Raw genomic sequence first — 14,915 nt, 5'->3', positions numbered from 1 at the left:
GATGCACACTGGCACATGATTCGCTCGCTCCGCTCGCTCATGACTCGGTGAACAGCCGGTAGAAGACGTACAGGCCGAACCAGCCGATGAGGATGGCGACGGCCACCAGCAGAATCTCGAAGAAGAGGACCACGTCTGGAGTCTATCGACAACCACCGCCGCATATGCAGACGACCCCGGTGCTTCCCGTCACGGTGCGGGAAGTCCGGGGTCGTTAGCTGCGTACGGTCTCTTACTTGGCGACCGCGACGTCCACGGGATGGATTCCCGCGCCTTCCGGACGAACCTCGGCGGAACCGTTACCGGCCGAGGAGAGCGCCCGCAAGGTCCACGCGCCGGGCGCCGCGAAGAAGCGGAAGTCGCCGGTGCCGGAGGCGACGACCTCGGCGGTGAAATCACCGTTGCCGTCGAGCAGGCGCACGAACGCGCCGCCGACCGGCTGGCCGTCGGTGCTCAGGACGCGGCCGGTGATGACCGTTTCCTTCTCCACGTCGACGCCTGCCGGGATGGCCTGACCCTGGGTAGGTGCTGCACACATGTTGATTACGCTCCCAACTCGATCGGTGCACCGACGAGGGAGCCGTACTCGGTCCAGCTCCCGTCGTAGTTCTTGACATTGCTGTGGCCGAGCAGCTCCTGCAGCACGAACCAGGTGTGCGAGGAACGCTCGCCGATCCGGCAGTAGGCGATGGTCTCCTTCTCGCCGTCCAGGCCCGCTTCCTTGTAGATCTCGGCGAGCTCGGCGTCGGACTTGAAGGTGCCGTCCTCGTTCGCGGCCTTGCTCCACGGCACGTTGATGGCGCCGGGGATGTGGCCGGGACGCTGGCTCTGTTCCTGCGGCAGGTGCGCCGGGGCCAGGATCTTGCCGGAGAACTCGTCGGGCGAGCGGACATCGACCAGGTTCTTGGTGCCGATGGCGGCGATGACCTCGTCGCGGAACGCGCGGATGGTCACGTCGGGGGCGGCGGCCTTGTACTGGGTGGCGGGGCGGTTGACGCCGTCGGTGGACAGCGGGCGGCCGTCGAGCTCCCACTTCTTGCGGCCACCGTCGAGCAGCTTGACGTTGGTGTGGCCGTACAGCTTGAAGTACCAGTAGGCGTACGCGGCGAACCAGTTGTTGTTGCCGCCGTACAGGATTACCTCGTCGTCGTTCGAGATGCCGCGCGCCGAGAGCAGGTCGGAGAACTGCTCCTGGTTCACGAAGTCACGACGAACCTGATCCTGCAGGTCCTTCTTCCAGTCGAGCCGGACGGCGCCCTCGATGTGGCCGTTGTCGTAGGCGGAGGTGTCCTCGTCGACCTCGACGAAGACGACGCCGGGGGCGTTGAGGTTCTCTTCGGCCCAGTCCACGGAGACCAGGACATCGGAGCGAGCCATGTTGTTCCTTTCAGAGATGAAACAGCGGATCAGTTCGGTGCCGGGGACCCGGCGGTGTGATCGTCGGGCCCGGAGGCGGTAGCTTGCGTAACCACGGAGGGCCCGTGAACACCGCCCGTGGAGGCAGCATTCCGGCGGAAGCGGGCGACCAGGGGATAGATCTGGCAACCCAGGCAAATCCCGAACGCCGCGTTCAAGAACGCGGCGAACAGGGCAAAGCCGGCGAAGACCGCGCCGACAACTGTGGAGCCGAGCGCGAAGCCCAGCAGGCTGACCACCGCGAAGACCAGGCCGAGCAGCTGCGCGAACTTCAGCGGCGGCACGGGCTCGGTCTCGGTGGTCGGGGCTACCCGCGGCGCGACGACCTTCGCGTAGACGCGGCCGTACGGATGCTTGCGCGGACCGTAGGCGGCGCCGATCGCGAAGACGACGGCTTGCGCGGCGATGAGCACCGCGGCGGCGACGGGGGAGAAGATGGCGGCGATCAGCACCAGGGCCAGGACGGCGGTGGTGACCCACGCGGCGAACCGAGGTCCGCGAACGTCTACCTGTCCCTGGGGAATTGGCTGATTCTGCGAAGTGTTACCGATTTCGGTGGACATTGTGCGTACTCCTGCGCTGGATGCGACTGATGGCTGGAAAATTGCCAGTTCGCCGGGGGATCAACGAGATCACTCGCACGGCGGACAAAGGTCGGCGTCAGGAAATCTGAGGAGAGCCGACCGCTCAGCGGCACAGGCAGCAACAACCACCGAGGCGGCACAGGTCAACTGTGCGGCGTCGGGTGAGCATCAGCTCGTGGTTGTAAAGCACGAATGCAGTTTACCTAATCAGGCGGGAGAATTGGACCCCGGGTTGATCACAGCCGTCCGGGGACCTTGTCAAGGCCGCTAGGCCCTGTGTCGAAGTCCCATCCGGCGCCTCCGGGGGCTGGATCGCCGCCTGGCCGCGTTGTCGTCGTCGCCGATACAAACCCGGTATCGGCAACTCCTCCGCCTTGCCAGGCGACGATCCAGCCCCCGGATGCATCCGGCCGGACTTCGACACAGGGCCTAGGCGGCAACAGTCAGCGGCTCCAGCGCGGAGCGCAGATCGGTCACCTTCGGCACGCCGGAGATCCGAAAGCGTTCGCGGCCTTCGCTATCGAAGACGAACGTGGTCGGCAAGGAGAGCACGTTCAGTTCCTTGGCGAGCACGGGGTCGGCGTCGATATCGATCTCGATGTCCAGCGGCGGCTGCGCCGACTCGGCCAGCTGGCCGGTGACATCGGCGACGACGCGGCGCACCGCGACACAGGGGCCACACCAGTCGGCGGAGAAGTGCAGCACGGCGGGGCCGGTGCCGGTCACGCCGACGGCGGCCAGCAGATCGGCACGCGCCGACCCGATTTCGACTACATCGGCCGAGCGGATCTTGCCGTCGCGGCGACGCAGGAAAATGCCCACCGCCAACGCGGCGAGCAACACCGCTGCCAGAATTGTGATTTCAATCATGATTGCTGCAATCGGTCGAGGTCGATCGTCACATTCACACCCTTGCCCTCCGCCACGATCCACCCACCGTCTGCACGCACCTTGGCGGGTTGGACACCGAACGGCAATTCTTTGATGTCGATAGTACGGGTGAACCGCGCGAGCACCGCGGGCTGATCGGGCTGCGGGAGCAGCGCCAGCGGGATGGTGTCGGTCTCGGCCGGGCAGGAACCGGTCGCGGTGATCTTCACCTCGCCGCCGTCGACCACGAGCTCGGCCCGCACGGCGACCTTCTTGCCTGCGAACTGCTTGTCCGTCCCCTCCGGCAGGCTGCCGGTGAGGCACAGCACCCCGTCGGTCGCGGTCATCCCGGAGCCGCCCGATCCGCCCGTGCCGTCGGATTTGTCCGCGGGCGGGCCCTTCACCTGCAGGTCAGGGATGTTGAACAGCCTGCCGAGCTCGGTCGGCCCGATGCGCAAGGAACTCTCGACCCGCTCCACCGGCACGTTGCGCAGGCTGCCGTCGACCAGCTCGCGCAGCGGCAGCCGCACGCCGGTCAGCGTCGCTTCGAACTCGTATTCGCCCGGTGTGTGCGGCTGGTTTCCGCCCGCTCTGATCCAGACGTTGTCGTAGCGGCCGTCGAGCGCCTGCACGAGGAAGGAGACGCCGCGGATGGCCACCGCCGGATCAGCGGGCAGATCGGCGCCCTTACGAAGCGCGCGCGAGACGCGGTATTCCGAATAGGCCGCGACGCTGAAATCAGTGACTACTGCGAGTCCCGCGAGAATCAGCAGCCCGATGATGAGCTTGCGCATTGGTGCACCTTAGCCATCCCCGGCGCGACGGTGCATTTCTGGTATCAGACATATCACGCGCGATGACTCGGCCACCCGGATGACGAGGTCATCGGGGTCGACACGCTAATCTTGCATCGAATTACCTGTGATCAGCGACGTGGCCCCCGGCAGTGCGGCTGTTGTCCTCGGAGCTACGAGATGGGAGGAGAGCTTGTGGAGCTACTCCTGCTGACCTCCGACCCCAACCCCGAAGCGGTGCTGCCCTCACTGGCGTTGCTGGCGCATCACGTGCGTCCGGCGCCCACCGAGGTCTCCTCGCTGCTGGAGGCGGGGAGTGCGGATGTCGCGCTGGTCGACGCACGGACCGACCTGGCCGCCGCACGCGGCCTGTGCCGCCTGCTCGGCAGCACCGGATCGTCGGTGCCGGTGGTCGCCGTGCTCACCGAAGGTGGCCTGGTCGCGGTCAACGCCGACTGGGGACTCGACGACATCCTGTTGCCCGGCACCGGCCCGGCCGAGCTGGACGCCAGGCTGCGGTTGCTGGTCGGCCGCAACGGCGGCGTGGCGAGCCCGGAGAACTCCGGCAAGATCACCCTCGGCGAGTTGGTGATCGACGAGGGCACCTACACCGCCCGCCTGCGCGGACGCCCGCTCGATCTCACCTACAAGGAATTCGAGCTGCTCAAATACCTTGCGCAGCACGCGGGCCGGGTGTTCACCAGGGCCCAGCTGCTGCAAGAGGTGTGGGGCTACGACTTCTTCGGCGGCACCCGCACGGTCGACGTGCACGTCCGGCGGCTGCGCGCGAAGCTCGGCAGCGAGTACGAATCGCTGATCGGTACCGTGCGCAACGTCGGCTATAAGGCGGTGCGGCCGTCCAGGACGGCGAGCAAGAACGACCAGCCCCCCGCTGCGGAGGACGAGTCGGAGGGCACGGACGACGCGCCGCTCGCTCCGGTCAACGGCTCTGTGCAGTGAGCTCGGTGGGCACGGCCGCCCAATCCGAAACACCGTCGCGTCATTATGTGTTCGCGCTGTGTTCAGCCCGGTATTCGCCGCGTCACAAGGCCGCCGCGCACCGGTCCGGACGGAGGCGAAATGCCGCGCCGCGCAATGACGTTGTCCGAGTGGGCAGCCCGGTCGGGCTGCCGCGGAAAACGAGGAATGGAGCCCGATGAACGGCGTGGCAGCACAGTGGACCGAGCGGCTGGATTCGGCCGCCGCAGCCGCCGTCCGGCAACTGCTCGAACGCGCGACCGCCACCGACGGTGTCGCCCCCGTTTCCGAGCAGGCGGTGCTGTCGCTGAGCGCGGGCGATGATCCCTCGGTGCGGCACCTGCTGGCGGTACGCGACGAGGTCGTCGCCGGTTACGCGAATCTCGTACCGGCGCATGGCGAACATCCGGCGATGGCCGAGGTCGCGGTCGATCCGCCGGCGCGTGGCCACGGTATCGGCACCGATCTGGTCGCGGCCGCGCTGGCCGAGGGCGGTCCAGGCACCCGGGTCTGGGCGCACGGAGATCTGCCCGCCGCGAAGGCTGTTTCGGCCCGGCTCGGTCTGGTCACCGCACGCGAGCTGTGGCAGATGCGCCGGCCGCTGGCAACACCGGAGCTACCGCAGGTTGCCGCGCGCGGCGGAGTGACGATCCGGACCTATGCGGGTGCCGCCGACGATGCCGAATTGTTGCGGGTGAACAACGCCGCCTTCGCCTGGCATCCGGAGCAGGGTGGCTGGACCCGACGCGACATCGAGGCCCGCCGCGCCGAGCCGTGGTTCGACCCGAAGGGCCTGTTCCTCGCGACCGACACCGCCCACCCCGACCGGGTGCTCGGATTCCATTGGACCAAGGTGCATTACGACGAGACGCCGGCCGTCGGCGAGGTCTACGTCGTCGGCATCGATCCGGCCGCGCAGGGGCGCGGACTCGGCCGCCTGTTGACCCTGGTCGGCCTGCACTATCTGCGCGATCGCGGCCTCGCCGAGGTGTTGCTTTACACCGAGGCCGACAACACTTCGGCGGTGCATACCTACACCCGGCTGGGGTTCACGCCTGCGCACATCGATGTCGCCTATTCGGCGGGCTCGACTGAATAGCAGGGGCCGCGCCGGGGGCTGCCGAGTAAAACTGCGGCTAATGTCACACATAACGCCCTAATCGCGCTTGCCTGTTCACTCGCCGTTCACTCAGTTCGGTCCAACTGTAAACCACGTGACTTTACGTTGAGTGGTGGGCAGCCCACGGCTGCCTGGTGCGCAAGTTCCCCGCGAACAGCACCACATCACCCGTCCGGGCCGGTGAGGGACCGGACGAGTAGGACGCCTTTCCGGAGGAATCAGTGAATTTCAAGCGCAGCAGCGCCCTCGTTGGTGTGCTGGCCGTTGGTGCCATGACCCTCGTCGGGTGTGGCAGTGACGACAACACGGCCGGCACCGAAGGCAACAACGCCAATTCGGAGATTGCCTGTGGTGGCAAGAAGGCGCTGAAGTCCAGCGGTTCGTCGGCGCAGAAGAACGCGATGGACCGCTTCGTCGCCGCCTACGAAACCAACTGCGACGGCAACACGCTGAACTACACCTCTAGCGGCTCGGGCGCAGGCGTCAACGAGTTCCTCGGCGGCCAGACCGATTTCGCCGGCTCCGACTCGCCGCTCAGCTCCAAGAAGGACGAGCCGGCCAAGGCTCAAGAGCGTTGCGGTTCCCCCGCCTGGAACCTGCCGACCGTGTTCGGCCCCATCGCCATCACCTACAACATCGACGGCGTCACCGACCTGGTGCTCGACGGCCCGACCGCCGCCAAGGTGTTCAACGGCACCGTCACCACCTGGGACGCCCCGGAGATCAAGGCGCTCAACCCGAACGCCAAGCTCCCCTCCGACAAGATCGCGGTGATCTTCCGCAGCGACGAGTCGGGCACCACCGACAACTTCCAGCTCTACCTCGACGCCGCCTCCGAAGGCGCCTGGGGCAAGGGTGCGGGCAAGGCGTTCACCGGCGGAGTCGGTGAGGGCGCGAAGGGCAACGAAGGCTCCTCGGCCGCAGTGAAGAGCACCAAGAACGCGATCACCTACAACGAGTGGTCGTTCGCCAAGGCGCAGAACCTGTCCATCGCGCAGATCATCACCTCGGCCTCCAAGACCCCGGTGAAGCTGGACACCGCGTCCGCGGGCAAGGCCATCGACAGCGCGAAGATCAAGGGCGAGGGCAACGACCTGGTGCTCGACACCAGCTCGTTCTACAAGCCGACCGAAGCGGGTGCCTACCCGATCATCCTGCCCACCTACGAGATCGTGTGCTCGAAGTACAAGGACGCCGACACCGCCACAGCCGTCAAGGCGTTCCTGAACTCGGCGATCAGCAACGGCCAGAAGGGTCTCGACGAGGCCGGGTACGTCCCGATCCCGGAGAAGTTCAAGACCCGCCTGACCACCGCGATCAACGCCATCTCCTGATCGCACGCCGAAAGCCATGACCGTGCACCCTGAGGTGACCGCCGCCGGCTCGTCGGATTCGACGGGCCGGCGGGCGGCCGGAGACATCGACCCCATGTCCAGTGAACCGAGCACCGAGCCGGCCAAAAAGGCTCGCCCCGCCCATAACCACCGGGCCGAGATCATTTTCCGGTCTCTGGCCACGGCATCGGGCGCGACCATCGTCGCCGTTATCGCGCTGATCGCGCTGTTCCTGCTGATCCGCGCGGTGCCCTCGGTCATGGCGAACGACGCGAACTTCTTCACCAGCAGCGAGTTCAACACCTCGAACGCGGACAATCTCCGGTTCGGTATCCGTGATCTGTTCATGGTGACGGTGCTGAGCTCGATCTTCGCGCTGGTGATCGCGGTGCCGATCGGGGTTGGCATCGCCCTGTTCTTGACGCACTACTCGCCGAAGCCATTGGCGCGGCCCTTCGCGATGCTCGTCGATCTGCTTGCCGCGGTGCCGTCGATCGTGTTCGGCCTGTGGGGCTTTCTGGTCCTCGCGCCACACCTGAAGCCGGTGCAGGAGTTCCTGAACGACAATCTCGGCTGGTTCTTTCTCTTCTCCGACGGCAACGTGACGATCTCCGGTGGCGGCACGATCTTCACTGCGGGTGTGGTGCTCGCGGTCATGATTCTGCCGATCATCACCTCCGTGTCGCGTGAGGTCTTCGCGCTGACGCCGCCCGCGCACGTCGAGGCGGCGCACGCCCTCGGCGCGACGAAGTGGGAGATGGTGCGGATGACCGTGCTGCCCTACGGCCGTAGCGGTGTCATCGCAGGCTCCATGCTCGGACTCGGGCGCGCGCTCGGCGAAACCATCGCGGTACTGGTCGTGTTGAAGACCTCCGCGCAGGTCGGCGGCTGGTCGCTGTTCGACGGTGGGTACACCTTCGCCTCCAGGATCGCGGCCTCGGCCTCGGAATTCAGTTCGCCGCTGCCGACCGGCGCCTACATCGCGGCCGGCTTCGTGTTGTTCGCGCTGACCTTCGTCGTCAACGCGCTGGCCCGGCTCGCTGCGGGCGGAAGGGTGAACGGGTAATGACCACGACAACGCTCGACAAGCCGATCAAGGCGCCGACCTTCCGTGACGTCAGCACGAGTCGCCGGATTCGCAATCACCTTGCGACCGGCCTGGTCTGGCTGTGCTTCGCCATCGCGCTGATCCCGCTGGCCTGGGTGCTCATCATGGTGGTGAGCAAGGGCTTCGAATCGGTCATCTCCATCGACTGGTGGCAGAAGTCGCAGAAGGGCATCCTGCCCGACCAGTCCGGTGGCGGTGTCTACCACGCCATCTACGGCACCATCGTGCAGTCCGCGATCGCCGCGGTGATCGCGGTGCCGATCGGCATCATGGCCGCCGTCTATCTGGTCGAATACGGTCGCGGCTGGCTGGCTAAGACCACCACGTTCATGGTGGACATCCTCGCGGGCGTGCCGTCCATCGTCGCGGCGCTGTTCATCTTCGCGCTGTGGATCGCTACCTTCGGCGCACCGCAGAGCGCCTTCGCGGTCGCGCTGGCGATGGTGCTGCTGATGCTGCCGGTGGTGGTGCGCAGCACCGAGGAAATGCTGAAGCTGGTTCCGGACGAACTGCGCGAGGCCGCGTACGCGCTCGGCGTTCCGAAATGGAAGACCATCGCGCGGATCGTGATACCGACCGCGCTGCCCGGCATGATCAGCGGCATCCTGCTCGCGCTCGCCCGAGTCATGGGCGAGACCGCGCCGGTGCTGGTGCTCGTCGGCTACAGCAAGTCGATCAACAGCAACGTCTTCGACGGCAACATGGCCTCGCTGCCGCTGATGATCTACCAGGAGCTGGCGAACCCGGAACCCGAGGGCCGGGCCAGGGTCTGGGGCGCGGCGCTGACGCTGATCCTGCTCATCGCGCTGCTGTACGCGGCGGCCGCGGTCGTCAACAAGCTGCTCACGCGGAATCGATAGGAAACTCAGATGGCCAAGCGGATCGACGTCAAAGACCTGAACATCTTCTATGGGAAGTTCCACGCGGTCGCCGACGTGGACCTGACCGTGCTGCCCCGCAGCGTCACCGCCTTCATCGGCCCGTCCGGTTGCGGTAAGTCCACCGTGCTGCGCTCGCTCAACCGCATGCACGAGGTGACGCCGAACGCCCGCGTCGAGGGTGCGGTGCTGCTGGACGGCGAGGACATCTACGGCTCGCAGATCGACCCGGTGGGCGTGCGCCGCACCATCGGCATGGTGTTCCAGCGCCCGAACCCGTTCCCCACCATGTCGATTCGCGACAACGTGGTGGCCGGGCTGAAGCTGCAGGGCGTGCGGAGCAAGAAGGAACTCGACGAGGTCGCCGAGCGCTCGCTGCGCGGCGCGAACCTCTGGAACGAGGTCAAGGACCGCCTCGACAAGCCGGGCGGCGGCCTGTCCGGTGGTCAGCAGCAGCGCCTGTGCATCGCCCGCGCGATCGCGGTCTCCCCGGACGTGCTGCTGATGGACGAGCCCTGTTCGGCGCTCGACCCGATCTCCACGCTCGCGATCGAGGACCTGATCACCGAGCTGAAGAAGGAATTCACCATCGTCATCGTCACCCACAACATGCAGCAGGCTGCCCGTGTGAGTGACCAGACCGGGTTCTTCAACCTGGAAGCCCAGGGCAAGCCGGGTCGGCTGGTCGAGATCGACGACACCGAGAAGATCTTCTCCAACCCCGGCAAGAAGGCGACGGAAGACTACATCTCCGGCCGCTTCGGGTAATACTCGCGACGGTCTCGTCGAAAAAGCCCCTGTGCCGGACCACGCGGTCCGGCACAGGGGCTTCGGCGATGTCTACTTGTTCCAGGTGCTGTTCTGGATGTTCCAGGCGCTGCACCCCTGGCCCTCGGCGCACACCTTCAGGCCGACACTCCAGACCCGTGCCGCACCTTTCGCGAATGCTTGGTCGTGGGCCGGTCGGCCGCTGCCGTACTGCACGGTTTCGATTTGGCCCGACTGCAGTTTGAATTTGGCCTGTACCTCGAAACTGCATTTGGCATTGGTGTTGTCGTTCCGGCCTGTCTTGATATACCAGGACGTTCCGTAACCATCACGCGGAAGTCCGCCGATGTGGACGACATCGGCCGACCATACGCAGCTGCCGTGCGATTGGCTGACGACCGGGCTCGCGCTGGCAAATCCGGTGCCGCCCACCATCATCGCGAATGCCGCCGTCCCCACGGTGGCTGCGGTGAGCAGGCTCTTCTTGGTGCGTGACATGGTTCCCCTCCATTTGTTCAAAGCACTTTCCGGCGGGATATCTGCTGTCTTCCCCCGTGCTGATAATTGTGCTGTGCCACGCTTAATATTGTCTTGGGATGATCTTGTAAGCGCGTGGCGTTGGAAGGCTTTGCTTCGCGGCGTCCTATTCTTCGGGCGTCACCGCGTCGACGGTCGGCGCCACGTAATTGTTCGGGCGATGCTCGCTATCGGATTCGGAACCACGGGTGGGTGATGGCAGTCCGAAGAGACTGCTGCTCGCGGGTGCTGTGGCAGCGGGACTCGCGGTGGACGCGGGGACGCTGGTGGCGGCGGGGGTCTGCTCCGCGAGTGAGCTCTGCGGTTGGGTGTAGGTAGCGGCAGGGGGTGTTGCTGGTGTGCCCGACTGTGGTGTTGCGGGCGTGCCGGACTGTGGTGTTGCTGGGGTGCCGGGCTGTGGTGTTGCTGGGGTGCCGGGCTGTGGTGTTGCGGGCGTGCCGGACTGGGGCGTTGCGGGGGTGCCGGACTCCGGTGTGCCGGGCTGCGGTGTGCCGGGCTGCGGCGCGGCAGCGGGCTCGTCCTTCTTCGGCGCCTCGCCAGGCACGCTGTCGACCGCCTTGTCGACGCTGTCGATCACCTTCTCGGCCGCGGTGCCCGCGGAGTCGAGGAGACCCTTACCCGCCTCGCCTCCCGCCTTGATGAGGTCATCCCAATCGTCGTCGAATTTGGCGACCGACTCGATCAAGGTGGGCACGTTGCCGGTGATGGTGCCGATCGTGCTGATCAGGTTGATGACGTTCTCCGGCTTCCAGGAGTCCGGATTACTGGCAGGGCCGGATGTCGCAGGGGCCGCGGTGGCTGGAGTGACCGGAGTGGTCGGTTCGCTGACGGGCTTGGCCACCGGGTTGTCTTTGGATTGCTCGGTGACCTTGGGCTGTTCCGTGTTGGGCTTGGCCTCTTCCGCAATGTTTTTCGGAGTCCCCGCCGCCGGCGTCTGGGGGTTCTCCTTGGACTTCTCCTCGGTCGAGGCGGGAACCGTGGCCGGCTGTTCGGCGCTGATCTGCTGTGCGGTCAGCGTCGACTTCGGCTGTCCGGTCAGGGTATCGAGCGGATCGCCGGTGCCGAGCGCCGTGCTCTGTGTCTGCACCGCGGTGTTCGCCTGCTCGATGGCGGTGGTGATGCCGGATTGGGTGCCGACCATCTCGTTGAGGGCGGTGGTGATCGCCGTCTGATAGGTGTGCAGGTCGTCGCCCGAGCTCTCGCCCGAGGCGGTGACCTGCCAGTCCTCGGAGACTTGGTATCCGGCGGCGGTGGCTTCGGTGACCTTGTCCAGCAACGCTTGCCGGTAACCGGTGAGCGTGTTGCCGCCGTTGATCAGCGCGTTGGCGAGCTCGGTCGTCTCCTGCGCCATCTTGTTGGCGGTGTCCCGGTCGCCGGCGATGCGGTCGTAGGCGGCGTAGTAAGCGTCGCCGCTCCAGTGCGAGCCCGCCTCCCTGATCTGGGTGACGGTCTTGTCGATCATCGTGACGAAATCGGTGTTGCGTGCCTTGATTTCCTCGCCGGCCTCATTCAGTTTCCAAGGCTGCCACTGTGTTTGCACCTGGCTGAGCGTCGGAATCGCGGCGGCGGTCTGGTCGCCGCTCCTCATTGTCCGCCGCCGAGTGCTTTGAGGCTGTCGCGGAAATCCTGGTCCGTCACTTCATAATTGGACGCACCACCTTTGGCGATATTGGCTATCGCCTTGCAGCGCTCCGCCATTCGCAGCCAGCCTGCTTCGATCTGGTCACCGGCGGTGGTGCACGCCGCGGTGATCGTGGAGCCGGGCAGCGCCGCACTCAGCGCATCCGTCTTGGCACGCGCTTTCAGCGCGGCGATTTCGCCACTGATGGTGTCCATCGATGTGGCCAACGCGCGCAACTCTGTTGGATCGACCTTCATTTCCGCCCCTTCGTGCCGTAACTCCCATAACGGCATCCGCGCAGCGAGTCATGCATCGCTCTACTGCGCGGTCAATCTTTCATCTCTCGACTATGAGACGTCAAGCCCCCCGGCGGAAAACTGCCTGCCATCCTGCGTCGGCTGGCAGGCAGTCGTGGCTCACGACTCGACGTCGGTGTCCGGCGGCAACACGCCGGTGACGAGGAAGATGACGCGGCGGCCGATTTCGACGGCGTGGTCGGCGAAGCGCTCGTAGTAGCGGCCGAGCAGGGTGACGTCCACGGCGGCGGCGACGCCGTACTTCCAGTCGCGATCCATCAGCAGCGTGAAGAGGTGACGGTGCAGGTCGTCCATCGCCTCGTCGTCCTCGTTGAGCTGTGCGGCGCGCTCCGGGTCACGGGTCTCCAGCACCTCTTTGGCGCCCGCGCCCATGTTGACCGCGATGCGGCCCATCTCAGCGAAGTAGCCGTTGACCGCCTCGGGCAGCGCATGGTTGGGGTGGCGCCGCCGGGCCACCTTGGCCACGTGCAGCGCGAGCGCGCCCATCCGGTTCACGTCGGCCACGATCTGGATCGCGCTCACCACCTGCCGCAGGTCGCCCGCGACCGGCGCCTGCAGCGCGAGCAGCGCGAACGCACGCTCCTCGGCGTCCTGGATCAGCTCGGCGATCCGGTCCGACTCGGTGATCACCTGCTCTGCCAGAGCGAGGTCGGCCTGGAGCAATGACTGGGTCGCCCGGTCCATGGCCGATCCGGCCAGCCCGGCCATCTCACCCAGCAGGTGGGCGAGATCGGCCATTTGCTCGTTGTAGATGACACGCATGAAACCAGACATTAGTTGCCGGCGCTGACCAAGTCACGAACGGAGGGTGAATGACCGGTGCCGAACGTTAGCGCTGGAGTTGCCGCAGGTCGCGGCTCCGCTCACTTGCAGGTCTCGTCTGCGGCGTTGACGTGCTCCAGATCGGACGGCAAGGTGACCGGCGTCGCAGGCGCGGTCGTCGCGGGCACGTTCGAGATGACATCGCCGACCGGGGTCGGCGCGCGCACCGTGCCGGTGAAATCGCCGCCGATGACGACCTCGACGATGCCGCCGAGATCACTCGCCGATTCCATCAGCGCACCGGGTATGGAGCTGGCCACCGTCGCCGCGGCGGCCTCCTGCCCCGGGCCGTAGCGCACCTTGGAGGTGACCTCGCTGCCGCCCGAATAGTTGCCGATGTTGAAGATCTGGAAACCCTGGTTGCCGAGCTTGGTCGCCGCCCGCTGCGCCAGACCCGAGGTGCCCGAGGCGTTGGAGACCAGCAGCGACACCGTGCTCGGATCGACCGCATTCAGCTTGGGCGGGGCAGGCGGCGCCGACGGGATCGAGCCGGGGGCCGGGGTCACCTTCTTCTCGCCGGGCAGCGGCTGATCGTCGCGGATCGCCTTGAAGATCGCCTTGATGTCCTGCTCGCGCGGGATCTCGTTGCCGTAGGAGGTGGTGCCCGCGGTCGGGATGGTCAGGAAGGTGACGGTGCCCGCGTCCAGCTTCTGCAGCGAACGCCCTAGCGTCAGCAGATCCGACGGCTGCACCTTGTCGACCCAGGTGTGCTTGGTGAACTCACCGATGAAGCCGTTCAGCTTGCCGGGATCGAAGAGCACCTTGCTGGAGAGCGCGCCGCGCAGCAGAGAGGCCATGAAGCGTTGCTGCCGGTTGATCCGGTCGTAGTCGCTGCGCTCCTCGCCGTAGACGTGCCGGGCCCGCACGTAGTTCAGCGCGGTCGAGCCGTCCACCTTCTGCTTGCCGGGGTGCTCGAGCACGGTGCCGAGCACCTCGTCGGTGATCGGCTTCGGCGCGCACACCTCGACGCCGCCGATCTGATCGACCATGGCCTCGAAGCCGGCGAAGTCGACCGCGATGAAGTGGTTGATCGCGCTACCGGTCATGCGCTGGATGGTGGTGAACAGGCACTTGGGCCCGCCGAGCGCGTAGACGGCGTTGAGCTTGTCGCCGATGGCCGAGGGGAAGGTCTCGGCGGTGTACTGGACCTTCTCGTTGTCCCAGCCGTTGCACTGCGGCCGGGTGACGTCGAGGTCGCGGGGGAAGGAGACGACGACCACCCGCGAACGGTTCTTCGGGATGTTCACCAGCATCACGGTGTCCGCGCGGGAACCTTCGGCATCGTCGAGGGTGCCGGCGCCGACCTGACTGTTCACGCCCGCGCGGGTGTCGGTGCCGACGAGCAGATAGTTCTCGTCGCCCAGCTGGGCATTGGAGTCGACGACGTCGTCGGTGTTGTTGTCGATCGCCGAGATCTGGGTGAAGTTGTTGCCGGTGGAGCGTAGGTAACTCCAGCCGCCGCCGGTGGTGAGCAGGCAGAGCACCGCGAACATGGCCAGTGCGCTGCGGCCCGCGAGGCGTAGCCGCTTGTTGCGCCGCTGCTTGCTGGCGGCCAGACGGGACAGCGGCGCTGCGCCGACGGACTTGGGTTGTGCGGCACCGGATTCGTCGTCGGTCTTCTTGCGCTTGGCGCGGGTGGTCTCGGCGAGCGGTGGCAGGATGTCGGTGACCTCTTCGGCCGTCTCCGGTTTCCCGCGGGTCGGTGCGGGGGCTTTCCTGCCGTCGTCGGCGCTCGGGCCGCGACGATTCGGGGTGCGTGCGGCGGGGG

General features: G+C 66.4%; 16 protein-coding genes. 6 read left to right on the top strand and 10 right to left on the bottom strand.

Annotated features, from left to right (window positions below; genetic code table 11):
• Positions 1-232: 232 nt before the first annotated feature.
• The 5 genes from NN4_RS15215 to NN4_RS15195 form a co-directional block, all read right to left on the bottom strand.
• Complete coding sequence (locus NN4_RS15215; protein ID WP_040730884.1) at positions 233-538, bottom strand: DUF1416 domain-containing protein; 306 nt, start codon at positions 536-538, stop codon at positions 233-235.
• A gap of 5 nt (positions 539-543) precedes the next feature.
• Positions 544-1,377 (bottom strand): sulfurtransferase, encoded by an 834-nt coding sequence (locus NN4_RS15210; RefSeq protein WP_107653991.1) that lies wholly within the window; start codon positions 1,375-1,377, stop codon positions 544-546.
• 29 nt (positions 1,378-1,406) lie between these two features.
• Positions 1,407-1,979 carry a DUF4395 domain-containing protein gene (locus NN4_RS15205; RefSeq protein ID WP_246180890.1) on the bottom strand — a complete coding sequence of 191 codons (573 nt, stop codon included), beginning with the start codon at positions 1,977-1,979 and terminating at the stop codon, positions 1,407-1,409.
• Between the two features lie 450 nt (positions 1,980-2,429).
• A complete protein-coding gene (locus tag NN4_RS15200) occupies positions 2,430-2,870 on the bottom strand; it encodes a thioredoxin family protein (protein WP_147131002.1) in 441 nt (146 codons plus the stop codon).
• Positions 2,867-3,664: an LmeA family phospholipid-binding protein gene (locus tag NN4_RS15195; protein WP_147131000.1), complete on the bottom strand. Its 798-nt coding sequence runs from the start codon at positions 3,662-3,664 to the stop codon at positions 2,867-2,869. Before NN4_RS15195 ends, NN4_RS15200 begins: the two co-directional genes overlap by 4 nt.
• Before the next feature lie 195 nt (positions 3,665-3,859).
• Here NN4_RS15195 and NN4_RS15190 point away from each other — a divergent pair, with 195 nt between their 5' ends.
• The 6 genes from NN4_RS15190 (at position 3,860) to pstB (ending at position 9,850) form a co-directional block, all read left to right on the top strand.
• On the top strand, positions 3,860-4,624 hold the full coding sequence (locus tag NN4_RS15190) for a winged helix-turn-helix transcriptional regulator (RefSeq protein WP_147130998.1): 765 nt from the start codon (positions 3,860-3,862) through the stop codon (positions 4,622-4,624).
• Positions 4,625-4,820: 196 nt separating this feature from the next.
• The gene (gene mshD / locus NN4_RS15185; RefSeq protein ID WP_147130996.1) at positions 4,821-5,741 is read left to right on the top strand and encodes a mycothiol synthase; all 921 of its coding nucleotides are present in this window, start codon (positions 4,821-4,823) and stop codon (positions 5,739-5,741) included.
• 242 nt (positions 5,742-5,983) lie between these two features.
• Positions 5,984-7,096: a phosphate ABC transporter substrate-binding protein PstS gene (pstS, locus tag NN4_RS15180; RefSeq protein ID WP_147130994.1), complete on the top strand. Its 1,113-nt coding sequence runs from the start codon at positions 5,984-5,986 to the stop codon at positions 7,094-7,096.
• Positions 7,097-7,190: 94 nt separating this feature from the next.
• Positions 7,191-8,162, top strand: a complete 972-nt coding sequence (gene pstC / locus NN4_RS15175; RefSeq protein ID WP_186818446.1) for a phosphate ABC transporter permease subunit PstC — start codon at positions 7,191-7,193, stop codon at positions 8,160-8,162.
• Complete coding sequence (gene pstA, locus NN4_RS15170; RefSeq protein WP_147130992.1) at positions 8,162-9,064, top strand: phosphate ABC transporter permease PstA; 903 nt, start codon at positions 8,162-8,164, stop codon at positions 9,062-9,064. The genes pstC and pstA overlap by 1 nt, the downstream gene beginning before the upstream one ends.
• 9 nt (positions 9,065-9,073) lie before the next feature.
• Positions 9,074-9,850 carry a phosphate ABC transporter ATP-binding protein PstB gene (gene pstB / locus NN4_RS15165; protein WP_107653999.1) on the top strand — a complete coding sequence of 259 codons (777 nt, stop codon included), beginning with the start codon at positions 9,074-9,076 and terminating at the stop codon, positions 9,848-9,850.
• A 72-nt stretch (positions 9,851-9,922) separates the two neighbouring features.
• On the opposite strand, the gene NN4_RS15160 is transcribed toward pstB, so the two are convergent.
• The 5 genes from NN4_RS15160 to NN4_RS15140 all read right to left on the bottom strand — a co-directional run.
• A complete protein-coding gene (locus NN4_RS15160; protein WP_147130990.1) occupies positions 9,923-10,348 on the bottom strand; it encodes a hypothetical protein in 426 nt (141 codons plus the stop codon).
• Between the two features lie 145 nt (positions 10,349-10,493).
• Entirely contained in the window at positions 10,494-11,975 is a 1,482-nt protein-coding gene (locus NN4_RS15155; protein WP_147130987.1) for a hypothetical protein, read from the bottom strand.
• Positions 11,972-12,265 carry a type VII secretion target gene (locus NN4_RS15150; RefSeq protein ID WP_167768920.1) on the bottom strand — a complete coding sequence of 98 codons (294 nt, stop codon included), beginning with the start codon at positions 12,263-12,265 and terminating at the stop codon, positions 11,972-11,974. The genes NN4_RS15155 and NN4_RS15150 overlap by 4 nt, the downstream gene beginning before the upstream one ends.
• 159 nt (positions 12,266-12,424) lie before the next feature.
• Positions 12,425-13,087 (bottom strand): phosphate signaling complex protein PhoU, encoded by a 663-nt coding sequence (gene phoU / locus NN4_RS15145; RefSeq protein WP_135234648.1) that lies wholly within the window; start codon positions 13,085-13,087, stop codon positions 12,425-12,427.
• Between the two features lie 101 nt (positions 13,088-13,188).
• On the bottom strand, positions 13,189-14,915 hold a 1,727-nt coding region (locus NN4_RS15140), incomplete at its 5' end, for an LCP family protein (RefSeq protein ID WP_147130985.1).

This window comes from Nocardia ninae NBRC 108245, from assembly GCF_007990755.1.
GTDB lineage: Bacteria > Actinomycetota > Actinomycetes > Mycobacteriales > Mycobacteriaceae > Nocardia > Nocardia ninae.
The sequence above is the reverse complement of the archived record's forward strand: the minus strand, read 5'-3'. Positions and strand labels throughout refer to the sequence as shown.

Bases quoted from the DNA above. Each gene is read 5' to 3' on its own strand.
- NN4_RS15155 (WP_147130987.1), bottom strand. From the start codon at position 11,975: ATGAGGAGCGGCGACCAGACCGCCGCCGCGATTCCGACGCTCAGCCAG.
- pstB (WP_107653999.1), top strand. From the start codon at position 9,074: ATGGCCAAGCGGATCGACGTCAAAGACCTGAACATCTTCTATGGGAAG.
- NN4_RS15160 (WP_147130990.1), bottom strand. From the start codon at position 10,348: ATGTCACGCACCAAGAAGAGCCTGCTCACCGCAGCCACCGTGGGGACG.
- NN4_RS15200 (WP_147131002.1), bottom strand. From the start codon at position 2,870: ATGATTGAAATCACAATTCTGGCAGCGGTGTTGCTCGCCGCGTTGGCG.
- pstC (WP_186818446.1), top strand. From the start codon at position 7,191: ATGTCCAGTGAACCGAGCACCGAGCCGGCCAAAAAGGCTCGCCCCGCC.
- NN4_RS15150 (WP_167768920.1), bottom strand. From the start codon at position 12,265: ATGAAGGTCGATCCAACAGAGTTGCGCGCGTTGGCCACATCGATGGAC.
- NN4_RS15215 (WP_040730884.1), bottom strand. From the start codon at position 538: ATGTGTGCAGCACCTACCCAGGGTCAGGCCATCCCGGCAGGCGTCGAC.
- NN4_RS15210 (WP_107653991.1), bottom strand. From the start codon at position 1,377: ATGGCTCGCTCCGATGTCCTGGTCTCCGTGGACTGGGCCGAAGAGAAC.
- phoU (WP_135234648.1), bottom strand. From the start codon at position 13,087: ATGCGTGTCATCTACAACGAGCAAATGGCCGATCTCGCCCACCTGCTG.
- NN4_RS15205 (WP_246180890.1), bottom strand. From the start codon at position 1,979: ATGTCCACCGAAATCGGTAACACTTCGCAGAATCAGCCAATTCCCCAG.
- pstA (WP_147130992.1), top strand. From the start codon at position 8,162: ATGACCACGACAACGCTCGACAAGCCGATCAAGGCGCCGACCTTCCGT.
- mshD (WP_147130996.1), top strand. From the start codon at position 4,821: ATGAACGGCGTGGCAGCACAGTGGACCGAGCGGCTGGATTCGGCCGCC.
- NN4_RS15195 (WP_147131000.1), bottom strand. From the start codon at position 3,664: ATGCGCAAGCTCATCATCGGGCTGCTGATTCTCGCGGGACTCGCAGTA.